Below are 25746 nucleotides of genomic sequence, written 5' to 3'. Positions count from 1 at the left end.
AACGAATAGACATGTAAGTTGAGAGGAGTATACCATGAATACAGTAGATGAATTGGAAATCTTTCATTTGCTTGAAAAAGATGTTCATCGCAATAAATTAAGTTTTAATCAGGATTGGCGTTTTTTTCGGGGGGATACACAAGGTTCAGAAGCGGCTGATTTTGATGACTCCGCTTGGGAGATTGTTCACCTGCCTCACACAGTGAGGGTAGAACCTGCCCACTGTAGTGGAGGCTTGAACTATCTAGGTATCGCCTGGTACCGGAGACATTTTTATGTGGATAAAGCCTTCAAGGACCAAAAAATATTTGTAGAATTCGAAGGTGCGAAGCATACGGCAGATGTATGGATTAACGGGAAACACCTTTCAACACATTACGGCGGTTACCTGCCTTTTACTTTAGATATTTCGGATCATGTTACGGCTGATGGAGAAACGGATCATGTGATTGTGGTGAAGCTAGACAACTCCGATATGCCGGATGTTCCGCCAGGTAAACCTCAGGGAGAATTGGATTTTTGCTACTATGGAGGATTATACCGGAATGTATGGCTGCATACGACGGATAAATTGCATATAACAGATGCGATTTACGCGAATCAACAAGCTGGTGGCGGCCTATTCATCACTTATTCGGATGTAAGTTCGCTTGAAGTTCAAGTAAATATACAAACGCATATTAGTAACGAATATGATATCCCTAAGTCTTGTTCAGTGACCCATTATATTGTAAATGACAATAAGGAAGTTGTTAGTAAGGTATTATCTGATTTACACAAGATAGATTCAATGAAGGATCATACGTTTACTCAGCATGTTAGGGTATCAGAACCCAAGCTTTGGCACCCGGATCATCCCTATTTATATACGGTATACACAGTTGTATATGATAGCGATGTCGTCGTAGATGCCTATGAATCAAAAATAGGGATTCGGCACATCCGATTTGATGGTGAAGGCTATCATATCAATGGGACATTAATGAAATTAATTGGCGCCAACCGACATCAGGAATATGTCTATGTGGGAGATGCCCTATCTGATTCCTTGCATAGAAGAGATGCGATCAAGCTTAGAGAAGGCGGATTTACGATCATACGTACCGGACACTATCCGCAATCTGCTGCTTTCATGGACGCCTGTGATGAATTAGGCCTAATGTGCATTGTGCCGACACCTGGATGGCAGTGGTTCAGGGATAACGATACGTTTAAAGAAAGATCCTATCAAGATATTCGCGAGATGATTCGTTATCATAGGAATCGCCCCAGTGTCGTATTGTGGGAGCCTATCTTGAATGAAACTGATTATAGTGAACAATATACACGTATGGCCCTAGAGGTCACACATGCCGAATATCCAGGTGATCAATGCTTTGCAGCCTGTGACAATTATAGAATTGCTGCCATCGATTATGATGTCGTTTATGGAGCAGCGCTTCGTGAAAATCAAGGATCTTTCATCAGGGAGTGGGGGGACCATTATCTGGAGCAGGCGGGTCCAAGGCATACGCATCTCAGATGTTCCAGAGGGACAAGAGATTTCTATCCAGGCGGAGAGTCTGGCATGCTGCAGTCTTCGAAAGAGCGCACCGACATTTTAAATAATATCCTAGCTACAAAAGGACTTAGCGGCGGAGCGCTGTGGACCGGTATAGATACGAATAGAGGGTACTACGATAATATAGCTGCCTGTGGCGCACTGGATTTATATCGTTTACCCAAATATAGCTATTATTTATTTCAAAGCCAAAGTGAACCTGATTTACAAATATCGGGTATTCGTACAACACCAATGGTATTCATTGCTAATGATTGGACATCGGCTTCAACTAGGGATATTACGATTTATTGCAACTGTGAACGAATCAGGCTCTATCTGAACGGAAAGCTTCTTGGTGTTAAGAAACCAGACGCAAGCTATGGAAATATGCCGCATGCACCTTTCCTATTTGAAGGGGTTGAATGGGAGCCGGGAGAATTAATGGCTGAAGCTATTGTTGACGATGTTATCGTAGCAACGCACACAGTCATGACCCCTGGGCACTCCGGATCATTTAACATTATCTGTAGATGATTGCGGAGTTGATCTTATAGCGGATGGATCTGATTTAATGATGGTCCATGTCTATATTAGAGATGCCAATGGAACCGTTGTTCCGGATGCCTACAATCAGATAACATTCCAGCTGACTGGGCCGGCAGAAATTGTAGGTGATAGAGATAGCAGAGTGGGGGCTAACCCCGTAGAAGCAGAAGCGGGAGCCATCGGGGTTCTCATTCGTGCGACGAAGGAACCTGGCCTAATCACACTGCTTGCGGATTCAGATGGATTGAAACCGGCGACCGTAGAAATCATTTCGAAGCCCGTCACTGATGCATTTGTACCAGGAAAATCACAAGTGCCACCCGATCGAAAACCGGAATATGAGGTAGATCAGATTGCTTTCTTTTAGCCTCCATCATCTAGATATTGGGAACACTGGACGGATGTTGCGATCAATAAACCGGCGAAAGCCAGATCTGAGCTTCCTGGATGCAGCGCTAGTCAAGCAACAAGCAATATCATGGCTGATCGGTGGAGCGAGCGTTGGAGTGCTGGGAATAATGAACTGCCGCAGTGGTGGAAGGTAGATCTTGAAGGGGTCTACGAGTTGGATGGCTGTAAGATCTATTGGGAAAGTGATAATACGGAGTATGAATATCAAGTTGAAGTTTCATCTGATGATATCCATTGGAAAGCAGTGGCTTCTCAAAGACAAACGGGACAAGAAATGGGCATGGATGAATTTCATGATACAGGAATCAGGTATGTACGCATAGTTGTGACCGATGTATCCAAAGGGCTACCCAGCTTTTATGTAGTGAAAGTTTTCGGGAAAGAGATGTAATCTGCCTAACTCAAAAGGCAAAGTTTCCTGGCTTGAAGGCAGAGGCCTATCTGCGTTATATTTAAGTTGAGTTTGCGCAGTATTCTGAAAAATTACTGTAATGTGGATCCGCTCATGCCTAGGCAATCCGATCCAGATCATCCTTCGGCCTTGCGCACAGAGCTTTCGCGCAGGGTTGTTTTGGGTTAAACGTGTTGGACTTCAGAGACGGTCGATCGTTCATCCAAGCTTTTTCAACATGGAAGTGTCTTAAATCGGAATCCTCGATATCAATGTACACTTAAGGTTGCCGGATGAATGAATCTACATTCTCGGCCGAATGATGTTGTAAGAAGTACAACAATTGCGGCCTAAATCCCGCCTCTCACCCTTCATTGTTGCATTATGTACAACAATTGAGCCCAATAAAGGCGATTTCTCAGCAAATGGGCAATGTTGTACGAAATGCAACTTCAAGTTGGAAAATAGCCTTTTGGCGTCTGAATTGTTGTAGTAAATACAACATTGGCATCACTATAGCCCAATCTGCCCTCACAAAGCTGCAGAAAGACTCTAGAATCTAATTTTGGAGTCATGCCTCCCCGTGGTTAGAGGGCGTAATGTAGGAATCGACAGTCTCCTTCAAACTATGTTGGAACAATTGAAAATAAAGCGAGGGATTTCCCATTGATACTTTAGGAAAAATAATAGGTCAGAGCAGTGCGAGTGCTGGAGTTAAGATTGGCATCGTCGGACCCAAGGATATGGTGTCTAGGATCGTCAAAGTCATCAAGAATTTCCCCACGTTTGAACCCGTTGTCAGATATTCAAAGAATGAATTGGAAACTCCAAATTTATCAGATGAGATAAAGAATGAAGTAGAAGTTTTGTTGTTATGCGGTCCTGTCCCTTACCGAAAAGTTCTGGAGAAAGTGAAATCGGTCGTACCTGTTCATTACGTGCGATATAACGAAACCGGATTATATAAGGCTTTTTACAACATCCAAAAAAAGCTTGCAAAGGTAAATGGTATGTTGAACGTTGGACATGCAATAAGTGTAGATACGGTAACTCCGATCATGGTAAAACGATTTTTGGAAGAAATCGATGAACAAGATTTGAAAATCATTTGCTATGATGAGGTAAGCAATCCCACAAGGGAACAACTGTTGGAATTCCATAAAGATTGTTTTAACAAGGGTCTGATCTCGGGAGTTCTCACTGGCATCCATTCAATTTCAGCAGAATTAAATGATTTAGGTATCCCGAATGAATGGATGGTCCCAACCACGCAGGACATCGTTGTTGCTCTGGAGAGAGCGCTGCTATCGACCGACGCGAGGAAGAGTAAAGAATCCCAAATCGTAGTCGGTCTGATTAATGTGGATGGTTTTGGCAAAATCGTCGATCGCCATAACTCGGAGCATGAAATCCAGAAGCTGAAGCTCAATATTCACCGAATTTTGCTGGATTATGTGGATTCTTTACGAGGTCATCTTACTCACCTGGGAGGAGATGAATATTTATTTTTTACAACTAGGGGGATATTTGAACAAGAAACGGCTGGATACAAAAGAGTTCCTCTGGCATCTGAAATCTATAGATCCTATCAGTTAACGTTAAGTATCGGTGTTGGATTCGGCAGAACGGCCAATGAAGCGGGTTCGAATGCGAGATCGGCCCTGCGGAAATCAAAGGAAGCCCAGCGGCAACTCATGCTTTATTGTTCGAGAGGACAGAGGCATACTCGGACCTTTGGAGATGGTGGATGCCCAGGTGAAAGATTTGGAATTGGTGAATCCTGACTTTATCAAAAAAGCAGAGAACGCCAATATGACCTCTCCCTACTTAAGTAGGTTACTTGTCACCTATGCCCGTACCGGCAAGAAGGAGTATAACGTTCAAGAATTAGCTTTGCTGCTCAATATAACGGTTAGAAGTACCCATCGATTACTGCTCGAATGGTCGGATACAGGTTTGGTCCGGACAAGCGGTATGGAGAAAATGCCGAAAGGCCGTCCACGGCAAATTTTCGAGTTTGCGTTCCTGGATGAAAGCATGAAGAGCTAAGGTAAGATAGAAGGGATTTCATCCTTTCCCTCTGTTTATATATAGACATTTTAAAGACTTGTCTTTTAATGTGTCGGCTCATTAGAATAGGGATGTAGACTTGAAAATCGAGAGGAGAACGACATGAAAACAATCCAAGAATTAGAAACAAAGCTAGCTCAGCCTTCGTCCGCTTTAATCAATGATATTGCTGCACTCGATGGGGACATTCTGTTACTTGGTATTGGCGGTAAGATGGGACCTAGTTTGGCTAGGTTAGCTATGAACGCTATCAAAGAAGCCGGTGTAAATAAAAAAGTGATTGGCGCTTCGCGGTTCTCTTCCGAAGGATTAAAACAAGAGCTGGAAGCAGACGGTGTTGAAACGATCTCCGTTGATTTATTGAACGATCAACAGCTTCAGCAGCTGCCTGATGTGAAGAATGTGATTTATATGGCGGGAAATAAATTTGGCACGATGGGGAATGAACATTTTACATGGGCAATGAATGCTTACCTCCCTGGACGTGTTGCGGAAAAATATAAAGACTCTCGTATTGTCGCTTTTTCTACAGGGAATGTGTACCCATTCACACCGGTTGCTCATGGAGGAGCTACAGAAGATACGGCGACTGGTCCGATCGGAGAATATGGCCAATCTTGTTTAGGGCGCGAGCGGATTTTTGAGCATTTCTCTCGTAAGTATGAGACACCATTGACCATTTTCAGACTTAATTATGCGGTGGATTTGCGCTATGGCGTGCTTTTGGAAATAGCGAAATCGGTTAAAGCAGGAAAGCCTATTAACATCACCATGGGAAATGTGAACTGTATTTGGCAGGGGGATGCGAATGAAATGGCTATTCGTTCCTTGAATATTGCCAGTTCCCCGCCTACATTCTTAAATGTATCCGGTCCTGAAACTTTATCGATGCGTTGGGCGGCAACGATGTTTGGCCAAAGATTTGGTGTGGAACCTATCTTTGTAGGCGAAGAATCACCAACGGCTTTATTGAGCAACTCGGCGAAAGCTCATCAGCTGTTCGGCTATCCTCATGTTTCCATGCAGCAAATGATTGAATGGACCGCTGAGTGGTGTTTGGCTGATGGTCATACGTGGAATAAACCAACCCATTTCCAAGAGAGGGAGGGGAAATATTAAAGATGAGCAGATTTATACCACTTAGTGCGGAAAAAAACAAAGCCCTGCATGAGGGAGTGGTCATTCCCGCGCATCCGCTTGCTTTGAACGCTGCAAGAGAGCTGGATGAACGCAGGCAAAGAGCCTTGACACGTTATTATATGGCTTCAGGCACGGGCGGCATCGCAGTTGCTGTGCATACGACACAGTTTGAGATCAGGGACAAGGAGCATAATCTTTTCGAAAAGGTGCTGAGATTAGCATCCGAAGAAGTGAAGAATGCCAAGTTAAACAGGCCATTCCTTCAAGTAGCCGGCATATGCGGCCCAACCGAGCAAGCCGTTTACGAAGCGGAAACAGCGGCGGGCCTCGGATATGACCTCGGTTTAGTCAGCATGGGAGGACTCCAGAGTTGGACGGAGAAGGACTTATTGAAGCGAATTGCCACAATCGCGGAGATCATTCCGGTATTCGGCTTTTATCTGCAGCCTTCTGTTGGTGGAAGAGTATTGAGTTATGATTTCTGGAAAGAGTTTACGAACATTTCTGGCGTGGCTGGTATCAAAATGGCACCGTTTAATCGTTATCAAACGATCGATGTCGTGCGTGCCGTATGTAATTCCGAACGGAGAGATGAAATTGCTTTGTATACAGGCAATGACGATAATATTGTGAATGATCTGTTGACCACTTACCATTTTGTCGTTAACGGAAACAAGGTTGAGAAAAAAATAGTAGGCGGCTTGTTGGGTCATTGGTCTGTTTGGACGCAAAAGGCTGTTGAACTCTTGGATGCCATCAAACTTGTACGAAACGATGAAAGTCTAAGTTCCCACTGGTTGACTCGCAATATTGAAGTTACGGATTCGAATGCGGCATTTTTTGATACAGCAAATGGGTTTGCAGGCTGTATAGCCGGGATTCATGAGGTGCTTAGGAGACAAGGTCTTCTGGAAGGACGTTGGTGTCTGAACCCCGAAGAAGAGCTGTCTAACGGACAAATGGAGGAAATTGATCGTGTCTATCGGGATTATCCGAATTTGAACGACGATGAATTTGTTAAGAAGCACTTATCCGAATGGTTAGCAGATTGAATGTCGAATGGAGGTTATACAGATGATGTCTGATAAACCGATTCGAATTGGGATGATAGGACTCGATTCATCGCATGCTCCCACATTTACGCAATTGCTAAACGATAAGAATCATGCTTATTATGTGCCAGGCGGGGAAGTAACGGTTGCTTTTCCAGGTGGTTCAGACGACTTTGAGATGAGTTATTCACGAGTTGAAGGGTTTACGGAGCAAGTTCGCGACAAATATGGTGTGAAAATCGTTGAGTCGCCGGAGGAAGTGGCTGATGCTTGCGATGCCATTCTGATGGTGTCGGTCGATGCTCGGGTTCATCTCGAGCAGTTTCGCTGCATTGCGGCTTATCGCAAACCGATCTTCATCGATAAGCCAATGGCTCTTTCTTCTTCCGATGCGAAGGCAATCGCGGAACTAGCGCAGCTGCATCGTATACCGATGATGAGCTGTTCTTCGCTTCGTTATGCCGAAGCATTAACGGAGGCGCTTCTTACCTCTGAAAGCGGCAGCATTATCGGCATGGACTGTTATGGTCCGCTAGCTTTGCAACCTACACAGCCGGGGTTATACTGGTATGGCGTGCATACGGCGGAGATGCTTTTTAAAACGCTGGGTAAAGGTTGCGTGAAGGTTTCGGCCGTTACCAATGAGGAGCATGATCTCATTACCGGCGTCTGGGAAAATGGTATCATCGGTACGATTCGCGGTAATCGCCAAGGCAATTCCGAATTTGGCGCACTGCTGCATAGGGAAACCAAAACGCAATTTATCGATGTATATCAACATCCGAAACCGTATTATGCCAGCTTAATGGAGAAAATAATGAGCATGTTTGCAACAGGAACACCTGATATCGATATGGAAGAGACGCTGCAGATTATGCGATTCTTGGAGGCGGCTAACGAAAGTCGTGAATCCGGTTTAGAGGTATATTTGTAGAATCGGGAAAGGATGAAACGGCCATGCAAAACGCAGAATTAAGGGTAGCGGTGCTTGGTGCGGGTATTATTGCCAAAGAACATTTTGATGCTATCCGAGCAACGTCAGGCTTTGCAGCTTGCGCGGTTGTAGATATCAATCTCGATAAAGCGAATGAAATCGCCCAGCTCTATGAAATAAAGGCCTATATCGATTACCGTGAGATGATCAAACAGGAAAGACCGGATGTCGTGGTCATTGCATTGCCTCATTATTTGCATAAAGAGACAGCCGTGTTCGCAGCGGAACATGGATGTCATTTGATGCTGGAGAAACCGATGGCTTTGTCCGTATCGGAATGTGATGAGATTATTGAGGCTGGACGAAAAGCGGATATTCGCATCTTGGTAGGACATACTCAGCACTATATTGCTGAGAATATACAGGCCAAAAGGATCATCCAAAGTGAAGAATTAGGAAAGCTCGTCATGATTCATGATGTCAGACATACGAACTACTTCCAAGACTCTCGTCCGCAGTGGTTTCTCGAAAAAGAGAAATCAGGCGGTGGCATTCTGGCTAATTTGGGTACGCATTCAATCGATAAAATTCAATGGCTCACAGATTGTACAGTCCGTAAATTAAAATCATCTGTGAGTTATCATGGAAGCCGGGGCAATGTAGAAGGCAGCGGCATGATTTATCTGGAACTTACATCAGGCATTCCTGCGACGATTGTTCAATCGGGTTACTTAGGGGCAGCACGCAATGAAACGGAGATTATTTTTACGGGTGGTATGCTGAAACTTGTTACTGGTGATAGCTTATGGATGAGTCGGGGCGGTGAGTATGAAAAACTGGAGAAGTTAAACACCGTTTCTCCATTCGAATTGCAGTATTTCGACTTGCTCATGGCCATACGAGACCATTCGGAAACAAGCTGCTCTCCAGTGTATGCGCGAGGCGTTATAGCTGCACTGGAGGCTGTATACCGTTCTGCGGAAACAGGTTTGGAACAGTTCGTTGATCGTAAAATTGGATAGTGAGCATGAAAAAAAGGGGTTGTTTTCAAGGTCTTCTCAGACCTGAGAAATAACCCCTTTTGCTTTCTAGAATTTATGCACACATTGTTGAATTGAATGCATATCTTCGTGTTCTCCTTAGACTTATAATCTATGAGAATGCAATTTGTAAGCGCTTTATTTAAGGGTGGTACACTAATTTGCCAGGAAAGGAAGGTTATTCATGAGTCGATTTAGAAGTTCGCAATTCTTATCTGTTTTCCTGTCTGTTGTAATGGTGCTTTCGGTATTTACGGGATTTCCCGGAAAAGCAAAAGCGGACCCGCCGCCGTTTCTTCTTAACAGTGGATTCGAGCAGGTATCCGCTGGAAAGCCTGTTAACTGGTCCGTTATGAGCGGGACGGTGACATCTTCAACGTACACAGTACACAGCGCAGTTTACAGCGTGCAGTTAACGGATAATAGCAGTACGGCATCCGTTGGTCTGCGTAGTCAGAAGATCGCGGTTACGTCTGGCAAGGATTATGAGGCTTCCGTGTATTCTTACAATGCACAGGGCAGTTCGTCCCTTTATTTGGAGTTCTGGGATGCGAGTAACACGCTCATCCTTTTCCCAACTGCCACTAATAATACTTTAAATCAGTGGAAGCAGCTCGGAATCAGTCAAACTGCGCCGACAGGAGCTGTTTACGCAAGCCTAAGAGTCTATTCAGGGCTAGGGAACATCGGAACCTCTTATTTTGACGATGCAGATTTCCAAGAGTTGGTGAAGGAACCGAACACGCCACTCAGAAACGGTGGAATGGAGAGTACGATTGATGGAATGCCTCGGTATTGGGATTCTATCTTCGGCGGTAATATTACATCCTCCCTGGAACGGAAGCGTTCGGGAGATCGCAGCATAAAAATGGTGGATACGAGCGCAACCGCTGGCATCGGAGTCCGAAGTCAGAAAATGCCAGTTTCAGTAGGAGTGAAATATGAAGCGGAAGTATTTGCCTATGACGAATCCGGCGCCTCTACTATTTTTCTGGAGTTTTGGGATGCCAATAACACAAATTTAACGAACGTGATTGCGGGTAGCACTTCCCAGAATGAATGGAAGCCGATTCGCGCAGTCGGTGCTGCGCCTGTTGGAGCAGCTTGCGCCACGATAAGATTGTATCTGGGGGCCACTAACATCGGTACGACTTATTTTGACGATGCCAAATTCGGTGAAGCCCCGCCAGACCCAAGTCCCTATTTGAATAACGGCAGATTCGAGTTGTTGGATAATGGCAAGCCAAGTCATTGGCGGGGAGTTGATGGGGGTGCGGAGGTTTCTGGCGAGTTGGCCTATGAAGGAGTCCGCAGCATCAAAGTAACAAATGCGGCAGACCAGTCGGCAGGACTGCGCAGTCATCTCATTCCCGTTTCACCCCGCGTTGAATATACGGCAAATGTGTTTGCTTTCATGAGTACAGGGACAGCTGAGTTGAAGGTCGAATTATGGGATGCGGACAAAGTCCTCCTTTCATCAGTGTCCCAGACGGGTACGTCCAGCAACACTTGGAAGCCCATTACGCTTAAGAGCATTTTTCCAGAGCAGACCGCTTATATTAGTCTTCGATTAGGCACCTCACCGTCAGCTGGAGGAACTGTATATTTCGATAACGCGACATTCATTAGGTCGGGTGAATTGATGAATAGCAAAACGAGGACAACACTGTACAGCCAGGAGAAGGTCGCTGCCGCCCGGCAAAATATACAGCAGCTGCAATGGGCAAAGAATTTGAAGGATGCGGCGGTTACAAACGCGGATAAATATCTGGCAAAAGGATTGGACTTTTTGTGGAACGCGGTTCCCGGTCAAATGCTTCCTCGCAGTTATGCGGTTAATCAGTCGTTAGGAAGTCCGATAACCGGCAAGGAGATCGATAAATACGGGAATTATCCTTATCGCATCGATCCATTGAACGATCCATGGAAAATTGTGGACCCCTCAAGCGGGTACAAGTTTCCGACGAACGACTTTGGAGCCTATTACCGCAGTGGTTTGGATGAGCATGGCATATTCCAGCCTGCACTCGCGGACCGAAGTCTGCTTGTGAACACGTTATATCCTGAAAAGGGACCCACCTGGGGAGTCGACGATGGTTTTGGCTGGGTAGATGAGCAAGGAAAACGGTATACATTCATCGCTTACTATGTTCATTGGTCATGGTACGGAGGAGATTCTCTGATTCAGCGTTCGCTGAATGCATTCCGCGATGCTTATTTATATACGGGGGACATCAAGTATGGCAGTGCTGGTTCTATTTTACTAGATCGAGTGGCCGATGTTTATCCGGAAATGGACATAAGCAAGTTTGATAGAACGGTTTTTCTAAATTCTTCGGGCAAATCTGTTGGCAATGGAAAAGTATTAGGCGGCATTTGGGAAACCGAATTAGTGAAGTCGTTTATTAGTGCCTACGATGCTTTATTCCCGGCACTCGATGACCCTGGAAACCATTCAATTTCTGAGTGCGAAGTCGACGCAATTTCGATTGGTAAATACGAAAAATTCCGGAGCAAACATTCGTCGGAATATTGAGGACGGTATGATTAAGCAAGTATTTCCGGCAGTAAAAAAGACGCAAATACTCGGCAATGACGGCATGCATCAAAGTGCTCTGGCGATGGCAGCAGTTGTCTACGATACGATGCCTGAAACGAAAGAGTGGCTGGACTTCATTTTTCAAACAGGAGGAGTCCTCGCCAATCCAACCCGCTTGACTGGTGGGAATATTCTAAATTCACTTGTTTCGGACGTCGACCGAGATGGGAATGGTAATGAAAGCGCGCCTGGTTACAACGCTTTGTGGCTGGTCAATCATCGGTTGACGGCCGATATTTTGGAGGGCTACGATTTATACCCACAGGCCGATCTGTACAACAACGTGAAGTTTAGAAAAATGTTTTCCGCTATGAGTACACTCATTTTGAGTGAAAAGTTTACAGCTAACATCGGGGATACGGGCCGAACCGGAAATCCATTTATCATTGAGCGAATGACGGACTCCGTCAAAGCGTTTGAAAAATTCGGTGATCCGATTTATGCACAGCTGGCTTATTTTCTGAACAATAATACGACTGACGGGATCCATAAGGACGTATTTTCCTCCAGCCCTAGTGCGATCGCTAATCAAATTCAAGAGGTTATTAATGTCAATGGTCCGCTGAATATGGAAAGTGTTAATGCGAGCGGATATGGATTTACGGCGCTGCGGGATGGTGATAACCCGAAAGTCGATTATGGAACGAGGATTGGCTTTAGCGGCATGAACATATCCGCACAAAGTGTACCGACGAAGTTTGTTGATGCTTCCGGTTCTATCCAACTAGCGGCAACCCAAAGCGGGGAAACGGCAACATTTGAATTTAATGTTCCAACTACGGATGAGTATGAGTTGGATCTACTCCCCATAAAAGCACAGTCTAATGGCATTTATCATATTTCCATCGATGGGCAAGCTGTTAAAGAGCTGGATTTCTACGGGGCTGATACGAATTCATACGAGATCATCAACCAGATGAGTCTTACGCAAGGACTGCATACCATTTCCTTCGAGGGCATCGGGAAGCATCCTTTATCCAGCGGCTTTAATCTGGACGTTCGCGTATTGAATCTGCTAAATGCACAGGCGCGCTCCCAGCGGGATGCCCAGCTGAACGCGATTAACACGCTTCGGGATGAATGGATGTTCTATGGCCGCAACGTAAGCCACGGTCATGGGGACACGTTAAATGTTGGATTTCACGCATTTCGTCTCGATTTGTCGCCAGATTTGGGCTACCCCGAATTCGCGGACAGCGTCGATATGCATCGAGCGCAGTGGGTCGTCAATACAATCAGCCATAACACGGTAGTCGTGGATAAACGAAAACAGAACACGAATTTGTGGGCTGCGGATGCAAAGCATTTCGATGATACAGATTTGGTGAAGCTCATTGATGTGGAGGCGCCTAAGGTATATCCGCAGACGACGCTGTATAAGCGGACTACGGCCATGATCAAGGCAGATGACAAAAACTCCTATACCGTGGATCTGTTTCGGGTTAAGGGAGGCAATGATCATTACTTTAGCTTCCATGGAGCAGAAGGAACGGTCGCGACGGAAGGGTTGAACCTGGTTCCGCAGGCAACAGGGACGTATGCAGGAGCAGGCGTGCCTTTCGGAGAAAGGATCGATGATGTCGCAGGGGCCGGCTATATGGGCAGCGGATTTCATTATTTGAAAAATGTGGAACGCGATACATCTCCGATGAACAAGTTCAGTGTCGACTGGAATGTGAAAGATACTTGGAATATGTACGGTCAAGGCAGCGGAGCAGCAACTGACGTTCACCTTAGATTGACGATGTTAGGCAATGTGGATGACGTAGCCCTGGCCGACGGCGTGCCGCCACGCAATAAAGTGGGCAATCCGAAGGATCTCCGGTATTTGATCGCTCATCGCAGCGGCACTAGCATCGATAGTCTATTTACTTCGATCATTGAGCCTTATAAGGAAGAAAGTTTTATCAGCTCCATTACGCTATTGATCGTTAAGATGAACGGACAGACCGTGGACGACAGCGGGGTTCGAGCAGTTCGTGTGAAATTGAAAAACGGCAGAACCGATTTTATCGTTAGCAGTTTGGATTCAAGCAAAGCTTACACGGTTGAACTGCCTGATACCGCATACTCCTTGGAGTTTAAAGGATTCTTCGGCGTATATTCCGTGCAGGAGGATGGAAGTGCAAGCACTTATTTGCACGACGGTCTCGTATATCGGAAAGAACACGGAAGTCCGGCAGGATCGGGTAGGAGCCGTTACCGGAACAGTCGTTGACTATACGAAGGATTTGTCACCTAATAACGAGATTATTATCGAAGCGTCCGGGCTTTTCGGCAGCCCCGCCGATTTGATTGGTAAGAGTATCACCATTCAAAATGACGGTGTCCGCTATGCGTCTTACCGCATCAAGGATGTTTCTGTCTTGGAAGGAAACCGCTTGAAGCTCGACATTGGGGACATTACACTTGTCCGATCCTATAAGGATTCGAATGATTTCAGCAAAGGATTTATTTATGATATCGCAAGTGGCGCTTCATTTAGGATCCCGCTGACGTACATCACAAGTCAAGCTGCGCAACCACCAGCAGATGCAATCCTTTCTGCAGATATTACAGCACCGACCAACACCGATGTCACCGTATCGATTAGCTATCCGGCTGATGCAGCGGTGAAAGAATATAAAGTAGGTGTTAGCGGCACATGGACAGCATACACAACGCCAGTAGTCGTTTCCGAAAATGGCATGATTTATGCGAGAGGAACAGATGCGGCAGGTCATTCGTCCAATATTGCCAGCTATACAGTGAACAACATTGACAAAATAGCTCCGATTACAACAGCCAATGTGAACCCGGCACAGCCGGACGGACCAAACGGTGCTTACGTTGGGCCGGTTACATTTAGTCTAAGTGCAGTGGATGACCAGTCAGGTGTGAAGAATACAGTATACAGTCTGGATAATGGCACTACATTTCAGCCTTATACATCACCTGTTACCTTGGATAAACAAGGTCAATATACCTTGATCTTTAAGTCAACGGATCAAGCCGGGAATGTTGAGTCGGCACATACCCTTAGTTTTTCGCTTGCGACAACTGTGGTAAAGATTGAGTTGAAAGACAGTAATAGCAATCCGCTTAGCGGCGGAGTAGTGAAATACTACGACGGAGGATGGAAGGATTTTGGTGTGACGGACAGTAGCGGCAGGGTAAGTAAATCCATAGCAGACAAAAGCTACACCTTCGCCATTACGTATGAAGGAACTTATAAGGAGAAGGTGCAAAATACGGGATCGGATGCCGTGGTCGTATTTCAGACGGTAAAGGCCAAAGTACAGCTGAAGGACAGCCAAGGAAATCTGATGGACAGCGGCAGCGTGAAATACTATGCGGGAGGCTGGCTGACATTTGGCCAAACAACTGGTGGAGAGATCAGCAAGGAGCTATTGCCTGGTTCTTATACCTTCGGAATGACGAACGAGGGAGCGTATAAGGAGAAAGTACAGAATATAGGAACTGATGCCGTGGTCGTCTTCCAGACAGTCAAGGTCAAAGTACAACTAAAAGACAGTCAAGGAAATCTGATGGACAGCGGCAGCGTGAAATACTATGCGGGAGGATGGCGGACATTTGGCCAAACAACTGATGGAGAGATCAGCAAGGAGCTATTACCTGGTTCTTATACCTTCGGCATGACGAACGAGGGAGCGTATAAGGAGAAAGTACAGAATATAGGAACTGACAACGTGGTCATATTCCAGACGATTAAGGTAAAGGTACAACTGAAGGACAGCCAAGGAAATCTGGTGGATACCGGCAGTGTGAAATACTATGCGGGAGGCTGGCAGACATTTGGTCAAACAATCGGTGGAGAGATCAGCAAAGAATTATTGCCTGGTTCTTATACCTTTGGTATGACTTATGGCGGAGCGTACAGAGAAATTGTAAATAACATAACGATAAACCAGGCGGTAGTATTCCAGATGTAAAATCATGCTGGCTGTTTGCAGCAGAGTGCACTGATGAACATCAACGCGAGATACGGGTATACTAAAAAAAAGGATAGTCAGGCTGCGTCTAAGCAGCTCACTATCCTTTTTTTGCTTCTTCTTTTATAAAGCCGAACTGACGCGAAATTTCTTTCGCTGTTTTCACGACTTTATTCGTGTAGGAGACGATTAGGTTCTCGTCCATACGATGCATCGGAGCAATTAAAGTAAGTGCAGATATGACTTGACCGGTCGAGTCTCGAAGGGGTGATGAGATGGAAACCATGTTTTCGATGTATTCCCCGAAAGTAATGCAATAATCTTGTCTCCGAATAGGTTGAAGCTGCTCTTTCAACTCCGACGCGTCCGTAATGGTCATGGGTGTATATTTCATAAGGGGGCGGTTCAACATTTTGTTTAGTAGGAGTTCATCTTGATAGGCCAAGAGCATTTTGCCGGAACTTGTGCAATGGACAGGATTTCTTCCCCCTACGTAAGCTGCTATATCTTCTTTTCTTTGACCCTTTACTTCAAAAATGTACACAACCTCGTTTTCTTCTATTACAGCCACTCGGAGAGCTTCGGAAGTTTCACGAGCAAGACGTTCGATGATGGGAATAGCCGCTTCCGCTAAATCAAAATAGGTGGTGGCCATAACGTGGTACAGCGATACAATTCGTTGACCGAGCCTATAGGTATGAGTGACAGGATCTTGGTAGACAAATCCCTCACTCAGTAAGGTGGATAGCAGTCGACTGGTTGTGCTTTTGCCCAGACCCAACTCAGCAGCCAAGTCAGTTAGCCTTTTTTCAGGCGTTTTTACGGTAAATAGTTTTAATAGGCTTAAGGCGTTTTTAACAGAAGTAAGCAGCTGCGGATTCGTATTCGGCACGAGTGGCTCCCCCCCTCCCATTATTATTTTATTATTCTCGTTCCGTATACAGGAACAAACGCATTGTTGAGCCGCCAATTGCTTTTTATTATACATACATATGAGCTCTTATCCAATCTAGGGTTTCATTTTAAAAAAAAGAGAGAAGAGGAGATGTTCAACATGGAAAATAAAGAACAATATGAACAATTAGTTTCATTGCTAGAAGAAAAGGCGGTAGCCGCCAAGCGGAACGATTACGATTACGTGGTCAAACCGATCCCAGATTCGGATGACTTAGGGCAACTAGACCCGCGGGTACATCATGTCCAGCTGCAGCACGCCATGGCCATGGCGTCTACGGAAAGACCGAATTTCGACCCTTCCAATATACCGACTTTTGTGAAAATGATTAGAGCTATGTTCGGATGGAAAAATGAAGACATTACCCGAACACAAATTGATACCGTTTACAAAGAAATTAAAGGAGTAAATGGTTCGATCCCGTTACGTATTTATAGCCCCGCGGGCGAAGGACGATTACCTGTAGTCGTGTTCTTTCATGGCGGCGGCTTTATTGGCGGAACCGTAGATGTCGTCGAAAATCCTTGTAAAGCTTTGGCTGAAAAAGCGGGAGCTGTTGTCGTCTCGGTCGATTACCGACTAGCACCAGAGCATGCGTTTCCTGCCGGACTAAAAGATTGCTTCGAAGCGGTTCAATGGGTTTACGAGCATGCTGACGAAATCGGCGTCGACCCGCAGCAAATCGCAGTGGCTGGCGACAGTGCTGGCGGTAACTTGGCTACGGTCTGCGCCTTGATGGATCGTGACAAAGGAACGGGCATGATTAAATATCAGGCACTCATTTATCCGACCGTTAACATGGCGGCAGTCGAAACGGAGGATTTCAAATGGAGCCTGGACGAATACGATATTCGCAATCACCGGGAGCTCATTATGGCTGGGGTTGAAGGAATAGGTGGAATGAGCAATTTAATTGTGAATCTGTACTTGCAAAATAACGCGGAGCCATCGGATCCTTATTTCGCTCCATTATTGGCAGAAGATTTAAGCGGCATGCCGGAAACGCTGATTGTGACGGCGGAATATGATTACTTAAGGCTGGAGTGTGAAGCGTATGCCCGAAAGCTTACTCGTGCGGGTGTTGCGACGAAGCTGATTCAGTATAACGGCATGGACCATGCGTTTCTGGATAAGACAGGATTATATCCACAGGCGGAAGATTGCGTCCATGAAATCGCCCAAGACATCAAACGTATATTTTCATAAATGAGTTAGCGCGGCTGCGGCCAAGCCTTCCGTCGATGCTGTGGACGGAAGGCTCTAGGTTAAAATATACCCTAGTTTTCGTTAATATTCGCCTATCCGAGTGGATGAACGGACCTTTATAATTTGAAATGAAAGCGTTTTCTATGTTGATGATATTTATTTAGAAAGGAGCAACCAAGATGTCGACCAGAGGAACAAAGCGATTTATACGGGGATTTTTTATACTATGGGTCGCATTAATGGCTATATTTACTTTTGCTGATTTGAATGTATCCAAAGCACTCTACAACGAGGAGCATTCGCGGTTTGGTTGGTTTTTTGAAGTGTACGGGGAGCACCCGGCTTTCCTTGTGTTATTTGGGGCCGGAAGTATTCTTTTTAGTACCGTTAGGGATGCACGCTTGGTTAAAAAGATCCTAATTCGTCTGATTACCGGTTTATTCATCCTGTTAAGTGGATTTAGCATCGATTTTCTGGGGAAGAATGCGTTTCCGCAATATGGATGGCGACTATTCTCAGTTTACCAGCTGGTTCCTTCCGCAAGGCATTCAGGAGAACGGGGTCACGGCTGAGGCGCATAAATCGTTTCCTTCGGGGCATCCGCCAATGGCTGGACAATGATGGTATGGATGCTTTTTATGCCTTTCGTGAACAAATGGCGCAACATGATGCTTATCATTGCAGTGGCATGGGGACTTTGCACATCGACTAGCCGCGTCATTATGGGAGATCACTTTGCCACGGACGTGCTGACGGGGGCATTTATTACGATCACTTGCATGCTGCTGTTTTGCAAGTTGTTTAAGGTGGACCTATTTCCGGACATTCAGAAGAACGCTTCCGTTCTGCTAAAAGATAAAAATACCCCCTATTTTCGTTAAAATAAGGACAGTTTTAAAAGAATCTTCAAGTTACAATCATATTTAGAAAGCGCTAACAAATAGAGCAGAGGAGATGCTAACATGAATCAAAATCAAGTGCCATGGAAAGAGCGTATTAGCTACGGTCTGGGCGATACAGCGTCTAATCTGATTTTCCAAATGACAACGCTTTATCTGATGTATTTCTATACGGATGTCTTTGGTTTGAACCCTGGAGCTGTAGCTACACTATTCCTTGTTGCGCGTGTCATTGACGCGATTGTCGAGCCATTCATTGGCGTCATGATTGACCGCACCCAAACGAAGTGGGGTAAATGCAGACCTTATTTCTTCTGGCTTGCCATTCCATTTGGCATTACAGCCGTACTCATGTTTTTAACGCCGGATTTTGGCGATACGGGCAAACTTGTATACGCCTACATTACGTACACCGTGCTCGGTATTATGTACTCCGGTATTAACTTGCCACTGTCGGCGATCCTGCCGAGTCTGACTAGCGATTCCAATGAACGTACGGTGGTCAACACGGTTCGCATGGTTTTCGCTGTGGTTGGGGTTATCACAGTAAGCGCGGGAACGATGCCGCTTGTAAATGCATTTGGCGGAGGCAATCAAGCAAAAGGATTTATTGTGACCATTGTCTTGTTCGCGGTCATTGCCATTCTTCTGTTTTTGAACATGTTTGCTAACACCAAAGAACGCGTTAAAGCGATTGACGAGAAGCCGCTTCCGATGCGTGAAGGTGTCAAGGCGCTCAAAGGCAATACACCTTGGGTGATCATGCTCCTGATAGGCTTGTTCATTTGGATCACAAACTCGATTCAAGGACAGACGAGCATTTATTATATGACTTACTATATTAAAAAGCCGGAGCTCATTCCGATTGTGAATTCCATGCAGTTGCTGATGATCGTTTCCATGGTGTTCGCTCCAATGGCAGTGAAAAAAATCGGGAAAAGGAACACGATTATTATTGGATCCATTTTTTCCATCCTTGGTAACATTGTTGCGGTTATGGGGGGGAACGCGCTTTCTGTGCCTACGCTTTTGACTGGGCTGCTAATTAGCGGGCTTGGCATGGGCGCAGGCGCAGGTCTTCTCTTTGCTATGATGGCGGATACGGTTGATTATGGCGAATGGAAATCCGGCGTGCGGGCGCAAGGTCTGCTGTATTCAGCTTCCAGCTTTGGGGTCAAAGTTGGAATGGGACTTGGCGGAGCGCTAGGAGGCTGGATATTGTCGATGGGCGGTTATGTGGCTAACAGCACGACGCAGTCGGACTCCGCATTAGCGGCGATCTCGTTTAACTACTTATGGGTGCCGATTATCGGTCAAATCATCATGATTGCTTTGCTGTTGTTCTATCGTCTAGACAAGATTCAACCGGTCATGCTGAAGGAACTGCAGGAACGCCGCAACCAAGCGGTCGCTTAACTAAACAAAAAGGAGAGAAATCGATATGAAACCAAACATTCAAGAACTTATTGCGCAAATGACTTTAGAGGAAAAAGCGGGCATGTGCTCCGGCTTAGACTTTTGGCGGACCAAAGCCGTCGATCGGCTCGGTATCCCGTCCATCATGATGACGGATGGTCCGCATGGCCTGCGTAAGCAAAGAGCCGGCAGCGATCATTTAGGCATTTTCGACAGCGTACCCTCCACGTGTTTCCCGTCAGGAGCCGGAATGGCCTGTTCCTGGGACACGGAGCTGATCCATCAGGTTGGCGCAGCGATTGCGGAAGAGTGTCAGGCTGAAGATGTCGCGATTTTGCTGGGGCCTGGGGCCAACATTAAGCGCTCGCCATTATGCGGCCGCAATTTTGAATATTTCTCCGAGGATCCGTATCTGTCCTCCGAGATGGCCGCAGGTCATATTAACGGTGTACAAAGCCAAGGCGTAGGCACATCGCTCAAGCATTTTGCCGCGAACAATCAAGAGCACCGGCGTATGTCTGTAGATGCCATTGTGGATGAGCGAACACTGAGAGAAATCTACTTAGCTAGCTTCGAAGGCGCTGTGAAGAAGGCGAAGCCTTGGACCGTTATGAGTGCTTACAATCAGGTGAATGGGGAGTACGCCTCAGAAAATTCGTATCTGCTTACAGATATTTTAAAGGATGAGTGGGGTCATGAGGGCTTTGTCGTTTCCGACTGGGGCGCAGTCAATGAGCGCGTTAATGGGCTAGCGGCAGGTTTGGAATTGGAAATGCCGACAAGTAACGGCGTCGGCGATCAGAAAATCATCGAGGCCGTGCGCAACGGGGCATTGTCGGAAGAAGCGCTGGATCGTGCGGTTGGCCGCCTGTTGACCATTATTTTTAAAGCGGTAGAGAATCGAAAGGTGGATGCTTCCTTTGATCCGGAGGCGCATCACCAATTAGCCAGAGTAGCTGCTAGAGAAAGTATGGTGCTGCTCAAAAATGAGAACAGCCTGCTGCCTCTGAAACGCGAAGGCTCCTATGCGGTGATCGGCGACTTTGCCCGTAATCCGAGGTATCAAGGCGGCGGAAGCTCGCATATCAAGCCTACCCAACTGGATGATATTTACGACAGCATCGTTGGTGAAGCGGGAGCGTCCGCGCAGTTATCTTATGCGCAGGGCTACAACGCTGACAGCGATGAGCCGAATCCGGAGCTCATCGCACAGGCTGTGGAAGCTGCTTCGCAAGCTGACACAGCGATCGTATTCGTCGGATTGCCGGAGCGCAACGAATCCGAGGGCTATGACCGGAATCATCTGCGGATTCCGGAAAGCCACATCCGCCTCATTGAGGCCGTCGCGGACGTTCAACCGAACATCGTCGTTGTGCTGAGCAACGGCTCAGCGATTGAAATGCCTTGGCTCGGCCGGGTCAAGGCAGTGCTGGAGGGCTACCTCGGCGGGCAAGCCCTCGGAGGCGCCATTGCCGACCTGCTGTTCGGCAATGTCAGTCCGTCTGGCAAGCTGGCGGAGACGTTCCCGCAGCAGCTTGAGCACAACCCGTCCTTCTTGAACTTCCCCGGCGAGGGGGACCGTGTTGAGTACAAGGAAGGATTGTTCGTAGGGTACCGTTACTATGACGCCAAACGGATTGATCCGCTTTTCCCATTTGGATACGGTCTCAGCTATACAACATTCGCGTACTCCGATCTTTCGGTAAGCACGAGCAGCATGAAAGATACCGACACGCTGCAAGTTAGCGTGAAGGTTACGAATACTGGTGCTATGCAAGGTAAAGAAGTCGTGCAGTTGTATGTCAAAGATGTGGTCAGCAGTGTCGTGCGGCCGGAGAAGGAGCTGAAGGGCTTCGCGAAGGTAGCGCTTAACCCTGGGGAAACGAAAACAGTGACGTTCACGCTGGATCAAAGAGCTTTTGCCTATTACAACGTCGAGCTGAAGGATTGGCATGTGGAAACGGGAGAATTCGATATTCTCATCGGACGTTCCTCCCAAGAGATCGTACTCACAGAGCGTGTTACTGTGGAATCCACGGTTGAGCTTGCCAAGAGTTACACACGTAACTCGACAGTAGGCGATCTGACGAGAGATCCGAATGGTGCCGCGATCATTCAATCCATGATGAGTCAAGCCGGAGGGATGATGGCGATGATGCAGGATGGTTCGGACATCATGATGGCCATGATGCAGAATATGCCGCTCCGCGCGCTTATCGCTTTTAGCGGAGGTGCTTTGACGGAACAGGGATTGGATGATTTGTTGAACCATTTGAACCATTGATAGATACTTCCAGGAGAGAGAGGAATCAGACATGATAGATTTGAAAGCAAAGCCGTTTCATCTGGACGAAGAACGGATTACATGGGTCACACAAACGTTGGCAGCCATGGATTTGGTAACCAAAGTAGGGCAGTTGTTCTGCCCCATCGGGTTCACCGATGATAAAGAGCACCTAGTGCAATTGACGAAAGGCGTCAAGATCGGGGGCATTATGTACCGCCCCAGGGGGACAAGGTGCAGGAAACGCACCGCTATTTGCAGGAAACATCGGATATTCCACTGCTGATTGCCGCCAATTTGGAGGCAGGAGGCAACGGCTCAGCTGTGGATGGCACTTTCTTCGGGAAGCAGCTTCAGGTAGCGGCGACGGATAACACGGAGATGGCGCGCAAGCTGGGAACCATTGCAGCACGGGAAGGCGGCGCAGTTGGCTGCAACTGGGCGTTCGCCCCGATCCTTGATATTGACTATAACTTCCGTAATCCGATTACCAATGTAAGAACGTTCGGTTCGGATCCGGAGCGGGTAGCCCGCATGAGCAAAGCGTATACGGAAGCGATTCAGGAGCATGGGATGGCCGTATCCATTAAGCATTTCCCAGGCGATGGCGTAGACGAGCGGGATCAACATTTATTGACGTCGATCAACTCACTTACAATCGAAGAGTGGGACGCTTCTTTTGGCAAGGTGTATCAGGAATGTATTGAAGCGGGAGCGCACACGGTCATGGTGGGGCACATCGCACATCCCGCTTATTCCAGACATTTGCGTCCGGGGATCGAAGATACGGAAGTTATGCCTGCGACGTTGGCGCCGGAGCTTCTGAACGGATTGCTGCGCGAGAAGCTCGGTTTCAATGGGTTGATCACGACGGATGCTACGCCGATGGCCGGGTTCACGATGGCGATGAAACGGGAGCTCGCGGTTCCGACATCCATTGCAGCGGGTTGCGATATGTTCCTCTTTAACAAAAGTCTGGAAGAAGACTTTGCCTATATGATGAAAGGGATCGAGAACGGCATCCTGACGGAAGCTCGGGTGGATGAAGCGGTCACGCGGATCCTCGGTGTCAAAGCAGCGCTGGGACTTCACCGGAAGAAACAGGAAGGAACTCTTGTTCCAGGCAAAGAGGCTTTGTCCGTCCTTCGCTGCGAGGAGCATGTCCGATGGGCGCAAGAGTGCGCCGACCAGTCGGTCACACTAGTGAAGGACACGCAGCAGCTGCTGCCGATCAGCCCAGAGCGTCACAAACGACTGCTGCTTTTCACACTGGGGGGAGAGGAAGGCTTTTTCGGAGGATCCGATATTGCGCCAAGCTTTATTTCCAAGCTGGAAGCGGAGGGCTTCGAAGTGAAGCTATATGATAAGAAAAACATCGATCTAAGCGCAATGTTCAGCGGTGTAAAGGCGTTGACGGATCACTACGATGCGGCGGTCTACTTCTCGAATCTGGAGACACACAGCAACCAAACGGTTGTGCGAATTAACTGGGCGCCGCCGTTCGGGTCTGACATGCCGTGGTTCATTCCCGAGCTGCCGACGGTATTCATTTCCGTGGCGAATCCGTATCACCTGTTGGATGTGCCTCGCGTGCCTACGTTTATTAACGCGTACTCGCCAAGCGATTACGTAGTGGATGCGCTCATCGAGAAGCTTGTGGGACGATCCTCCTTTAAAGGCGTAAATCCGGTTGACCCGTTCTGCGGCTACTGGGATACTCGTCTGTAAGTAGTCAGGCGAAAGGAGGAGGTTCGCATGATGGCGATACAAGCAGTCATTTTTGATTTGGATGGCGTACTCGTTCATACGGATCGCTTTCACTATGAGGCTTGGCAGCGGATGGCAGACGAGGAAGGCATTTCGTTTGATCTGTCGATCAATGACCGGCTCCGCGGCGTAAGTCGGATGGAGAGTCTGGACATCATTCTGGAGAAGAGCAAGCGAAGCTATACGCAGAGTGAGAAAGAAGCATTAGCTGATCGGAAAAACGTGTATTACCGTGAGCTGCTTCTTCAATTAACGCAAGCCGATTCGGCTGAAGGAGCGCTTGCGTTCATTGCTTTGTGCAAGCAGCAAGGCGTGAAAACCGCCATCGGTTCGTCCAGCCGAAACACGCCGATGATTCTGGAGAGAATCGGACTGGCGCATGTATTCGATGCGATAGCCGATGGCAACCAGATTGTGCGCAGCAAACCCGATCCGGAGGTCTTTCTGCTGGCGGCGCAGCAGTCGGTGTGGCTCCGGTGAATTGTCTCGTCGTGGAAGACGCCGAAGCGGGTCTTATCGCTGCGGAACGTGCCGGCATGCTGAAGGCAGCTATAGGTGCTGCGAGCGAAAGTCCTGTTGCGGATTATCGGCTCCGAAGCCTTGCTGAGCTAGTGGAGATTCTGTTTGGATAATAGGAAGCGGTTGAGTAGGCATTATCTGCTCAATCGCTTTTTTTTGATATGTTTGCGTAATGAAAGAGCCGTTAACGCAGTACATGGGAGTAAGTAAGGCAACTGATGTTGCTTATTTAGCTGAATAACCTCTGTTATGCATGCTTAAGCACACCACGCTTGTCTATTGTTCACAAATGCGCCCTGAATGTAGCGTTATGCAGATAATAAGCACATGCTGAGTTCCTATCTCACGAGGCGCCCCGAAGATTGAGAAGATAAGCAATATTAGCTTGCCTATCTTTGGATAAACCGCTACCCGTAGTAGACTCGGAGTGTGCCAGACAGTTTGTAAGAGCGAATGCGTTCTGTGCCGGAAGCAGGTTGTAATAGCCCCATCTGAGCAAGTTTACGCAGCAGTTTACCGGCATGGTTTCTGCTAATGCGCAGCCGCTGTGAAATGGTTTTTGACAAGAGGGGTTCATTGGTTTGTCCGGCGATTCTCAGAATTTCTTTTTCTTCCAATGTTAACGCTGGACCAGCATGCTCCTCGCCAAACCAGCTGCCCATCATTTGGAGGATCAATTGCTGACATCGACGTGGCTTTTCTTTAATTTCATCATAGGCGAAACGGAGCACCTTCCACCCATCTAGAATGAGATGGTTTTGACGAGTTAGCTGATCTGCAAACTGCCATCGATTCAGATCCTTATGGTGCGCATTATAACCGTCAATTTCTATACAGATCAAATGAGCCCCGCGAATATAAGCGAAGTCCAAATATCGATCCCCGTCCTTAAAGTCCGCAATCTGATATTCGGCATGAAGAAAATCAAATCGACCGACAGCCGGCCACCAAACCTGCTCGAGGAACAATTTCTCAGCATGACCATGACCTCCTGAAGTCGCCTAAGTGATTCGCCCGACCTCGTCTGAAACTGCAATTGCAA

Annotated in this window: 23 protein-coding genes; 21 read left to right on the top strand and 2 right to left on the bottom strand. The window is 47.0% G+C overall.

Features of this window, described 5'->3' with window-relative positions; translation table 11 throughout:
- The first annotated feature begins 34 nt into the window (after positions 1–34).
- From ACBP55_RS25200 to ACBP55_RS25145, 12 genes are all read left to right on the top strand, one after another.
- On the top strand, positions 35–2077 hold the full coding sequence (locus tag ACBP55_RS25200) for a glycoside hydrolase family 2 protein (RefSeq protein WP_464645631.1): 2043 nt from the start codon (positions 35–37) through the stop codon (positions 2075–2077).
- Complete coding sequence (locus ACBP55_RS25195; RefSeq protein ID WP_464653406.1) at positions 2040–2456, top strand: hypothetical protein; 417 nt, start codon at positions 2040–2042, stop codon at positions 2454–2456. The genes ACBP55_RS25200 and ACBP55_RS25195 overlap by 38 nt, the downstream gene beginning before the upstream one ends.
- 111 nt (positions 2457–2567) lie before the next feature.
- Entirely contained in the window at positions 2568–2891 is a 324-nt protein-coding gene (locus ACBP55_RS25190; RefSeq protein WP_464645630.1) for a discoidin domain-containing protein, read from the top strand.
- Positions 2892–3634: 743 nt separating this feature from the next.
- Entirely contained in the window at positions 3635–4675 is a 1041-nt protein-coding gene (locus ACBP55_RS25185) for a GTP cyclohydrolase IIa (protein ID WP_464645629.1), read from the top strand.
- The gene (locus tag ACBP55_RS25180) at positions 4647–4940 is read left to right on the top strand and encodes a hypothetical protein (protein WP_464645628.1); all 294 of its coding nucleotides are present in this window, start codon (positions 4647–4649) and stop codon (positions 4938–4940) included. The genes ACBP55_RS25185 and ACBP55_RS25180 overlap by 29 nt, the downstream gene beginning before the upstream one ends.
- A gap of 123 nt (positions 4941–5063) precedes the next feature.
- On the top strand, positions 5064–6080 hold the full coding sequence (locus ACBP55_RS25175) for an NAD-dependent epimerase/dehydratase family protein (RefSeq protein WP_464645627.1): 1017 nt from the start codon (positions 5064–5066) through the stop codon (positions 6078–6080).
- Positions 6081–6082: 2 nt separating this feature from the next.
- The gene (locus tag ACBP55_RS25170; protein ID WP_464645626.1) at positions 6083–7153 is read left to right on the top strand and encodes a dihydrodipicolinate synthase family protein; all 1071 of its coding nucleotides are present in this window, start codon (positions 6083–6085) and stop codon (positions 7151–7153) included.
- A 22-nt stretch (positions 7154–7175) separates the two neighbouring features.
- The gene (locus tag ACBP55_RS25165; protein WP_464645625.1) at positions 7176–8087 is read left to right on the top strand and encodes a Gfo/Idh/MocA family protein; all 912 of its coding nucleotides are present in this window, start codon (positions 7176–7178) and stop codon (positions 8085–8087) included.
- Positions 8088–8110: 23 nt separating this feature from the next.
- Complete coding sequence (locus ACBP55_RS25160) at positions 8111–9109, top strand: Gfo/Idh/MocA family protein (RefSeq protein WP_464645624.1); 999 nt, start codon at positions 8111–8113, stop codon at positions 9107–9109.
- Positions 9110–9311: 202 nt separating this feature from the next.
- Positions 9312–11663: a carbohydrate binding domain-containing protein gene (locus tag ACBP55_RS25155; RefSeq protein ID WP_464645623.1), complete on the top strand. Its 2352-nt coding sequence runs from the start codon at positions 9312–9314 to the stop codon at positions 11661–11663.
- A gap of 7 nt (positions 11664–11670) precedes the next feature.
- A complete protein-coding gene (locus tag ACBP55_RS25150) occupies positions 11671–13944 on the top strand; it encodes a heparinase II/III domain-containing protein (protein ID WP_464645622.1) in 2274 nt (757 codons plus the stop codon).
- On the top strand, positions 13850–15658 hold the full coding sequence (locus tag ACBP55_RS25145) for an OmpL47-type beta-barrel domain-containing protein (protein ID WP_464645621.1): 1809 nt from the start codon (positions 13850–13852) through the stop codon (positions 15656–15658). Before ACBP55_RS25150 ends, ACBP55_RS25145 begins: the two co-directional genes overlap by 95 nt.
- 100 nt (positions 15659–15758) lie before the next feature.
- On the opposite strand, the gene ACBP55_RS25140 is transcribed toward ACBP55_RS25145, so the two are convergent.
- Positions 15759–16550 carry an IclR family transcriptional regulator gene (locus ACBP55_RS25140; RefSeq protein ID WP_464645620.1) on the bottom strand — a complete coding sequence of 264 codons (792 nt, stop codon included), beginning with the start codon at positions 16548–16550 and terminating at the stop codon, positions 15759–15761.
- A 162-nt stretch (positions 16551–16712) separates the two neighbouring features.
- Between ACBP55_RS25140 and ACBP55_RS25135 the strand changes: the two genes are divergently transcribed.
- The 9 genes from ACBP55_RS25135 to ACBP55_RS25095 all read left to right on the top strand — a co-directional run bounded on the left by ACBP55_RS25135 (position 16713) and on the right by ACBP55_RS25095 (position 24817).
- Positions 16713–17819, top strand: coding sequence for an alpha/beta hydrolase (locus tag ACBP55_RS25135; RefSeq protein ID WP_464645619.1), 1107 nt, complete (start codon positions 16713–16715; stop codon positions 17817–17819).
- 179 nt (positions 17820–17998) lie between these two features.
- Positions 17999–18391: a hypothetical protein gene (locus ACBP55_RS25130; protein WP_464645618.1), complete on the top strand. Its 393-nt coding sequence runs from the start codon at positions 17999–18001 to the stop codon at positions 18389–18391.
- Between the two features lie 9 nt (positions 18392–18400).
- Positions 18401–18700, top strand: coding sequence for a phosphatase PAP2 family protein (locus ACBP55_RS25125; RefSeq protein ID WP_464653405.1), 300 nt, complete (start codon positions 18401–18403; stop codon positions 18698–18700).
- Between the two features lie 81 nt (positions 18701–18781).
- Positions 18782–20134, top strand: coding sequence for an MFS transporter (locus ACBP55_RS25120; protein ID WP_464645617.1), 1353 nt, complete (start codon positions 18782–18784; stop codon positions 20132–20134).
- A 25-nt stretch (positions 20135–20159) separates the two neighbouring features.
- Positions 20160–22418: a glycoside hydrolase family 3 C-terminal domain-containing protein gene (locus ACBP55_RS25115; RefSeq protein WP_464645616.1), complete on the top strand. Its 2259-nt coding sequence runs from the start codon at positions 20160–20162 to the stop codon at positions 22416–22418.
- Between the two features lie 31 nt (positions 22419–22449).
- The gene (locus ACBP55_RS25110; RefSeq protein ID WP_464645615.1) at positions 22450–22704 is read left to right on the top strand and encodes a hypothetical protein; all 255 of its coding nucleotides are present in this window, start codon (positions 22450–22452) and stop codon (positions 22702–22704) included.
- Positions 22653–24146 carry a glycoside hydrolase family 3 protein gene (locus ACBP55_RS25105; RefSeq protein WP_464645614.1) on the top strand — a complete coding sequence of 498 codons (1494 nt, stop codon included), beginning with the start codon at positions 22653–22655 and terminating at the stop codon, positions 24144–24146. Before ACBP55_RS25110 ends, ACBP55_RS25105 begins: the two co-directional genes overlap by 52 nt.
- Before the next feature lie 27 nt (positions 24147–24173).
- Positions 24174–24665 (top strand): beta-phosphoglucomutase, encoded by a 492-nt coding sequence (gene pgmB / locus ACBP55_RS25100; RefSeq protein ID WP_464645613.1) that lies wholly within the window; start codon positions 24174–24176, stop codon positions 24663–24665.
- Positions 24662–24817 (top strand): hypothetical protein, encoded by a 156-nt coding sequence (locus ACBP55_RS25095; RefSeq protein WP_464645612.1) that lies wholly within the window; start codon positions 24662–24664, stop codon positions 24815–24817. Before pgmB ends, ACBP55_RS25095 begins: the two co-directional genes overlap by 4 nt.
- A 294-nt stretch (positions 24818–25111) precedes the next feature.
- On the opposite strand, the gene ACBP55_RS25090 is transcribed toward ACBP55_RS25095, so the two are convergent.
- Positions 25112–25672, bottom strand: coding sequence for a DUF559 domain-containing protein (locus ACBP55_RS25090; RefSeq protein WP_464645611.1), 561 nt, complete (start codon positions 25670–25672; stop codon positions 25112–25114).
- Positions 25673–25746 lie beyond the last annotated feature (74 nt).

The organism is Paenibacillus sp. WG02, assembly GCF_055396115.1.
This window is presented reverse-complemented; position numbering and strand designations above follow the sequence as displayed.

Excerpts from the sequence above, each read along its gene's own strand:
- ACBP55_RS25135 (WP_464645619.1), top strand. The coding sequence starts at position 16,713 with ATGGAAAATAAAGAACAATATGAACAATTAGTTTCATTGCTAGAAGAA.
- ACBP55_RS25150 (WP_464645622.1), top strand. The coding sequence starts at position 11,671 with ATGATTAAGCAAGTATTTCCGGCAGTAAAAAAGACGCAAATACTCGGC.
- ACBP55_RS25185 (WP_464645629.1), top strand. The coding sequence starts at position 3,635 with ATGGTGTCTAGGATCGTCAAAGTCATCAAGAATTTCCCCACGTTTGAA.
- ACBP55_RS25160 (WP_464645624.1), top strand. The coding sequence starts at position 8,111 with ATGCAAAACGCAGAATTAAGGGTAGCGGTGCTTGGTGCGGGTATTATT.
- ACBP55_RS25120 (WP_464645617.1), top strand. The coding sequence starts at position 18,782 with ATGAATCAAAATCAAGTGCCATGGAAAGAGCGTATTAGCTACGGTCTG.
- ACBP55_RS25170 (WP_464645626.1), top strand. The coding sequence starts at position 6,083 with ATGAGCAGATTTATACCACTTAGTGCGGAAAAAAACAAAGCCCTGCAT.
- ACBP55_RS25155 (WP_464645623.1), top strand. The coding sequence starts at position 9,312 with ATGAGTCGATTTAGAAGTTCGCAATTCTTATCTGTTTTCCTGTCTGTT.
- ACBP55_RS25175 (WP_464645627.1), top strand. The coding sequence starts at position 5,064 with ATGAAAACAATCCAAGAATTAGAAACAAAGCTAGCTCAGCCTTCGTCC.
- ACBP55_RS25190 (WP_464645630.1), top strand. The coding sequence starts at position 2,568 with ATGGCTGATCGGTGGAGCGAGCGTTGGAGTGCTGGGAATAATGAACTG.
- pgmB (WP_464645613.1), top strand. The coding sequence starts at position 24,174 with ATGATGGCGATACAAGCAGTCATTTTTGATTTGGATGGCGTACTCGTT.
- ACBP55_RS25130 (WP_464645618.1), top strand. The coding sequence starts at position 17,999 with ATGTCGACCAGAGGAACAAAGCGATTTATACGGGGATTTTTTATACTA.
- ACBP55_RS25115 (WP_464645616.1), top strand. The coding sequence starts at position 20,160 with ATGAAACCAAACATTCAAGAACTTATTGCGCAAATGACTTTAGAGGAA.
- ACBP55_RS25165 (WP_464645625.1), top strand. The coding sequence starts at position 7,176 with ATGATGTCTGATAAACCGATTCGAATTGGGATGATAGGACTCGATTCA.
- ACBP55_RS25200 (WP_464645631.1), top strand. The coding sequence starts at position 35 with ATGAATACAGTAGATGAATTGGAAATCTTTCATTTGCTTGAAAAAGAT.
- ACBP55_RS25110 (WP_464645615.1), top strand. The coding sequence starts at position 22,450 with ATGATAGATTTGAAAGCAAAGCCGTTTCATCTGGACGAAGAACGGATT.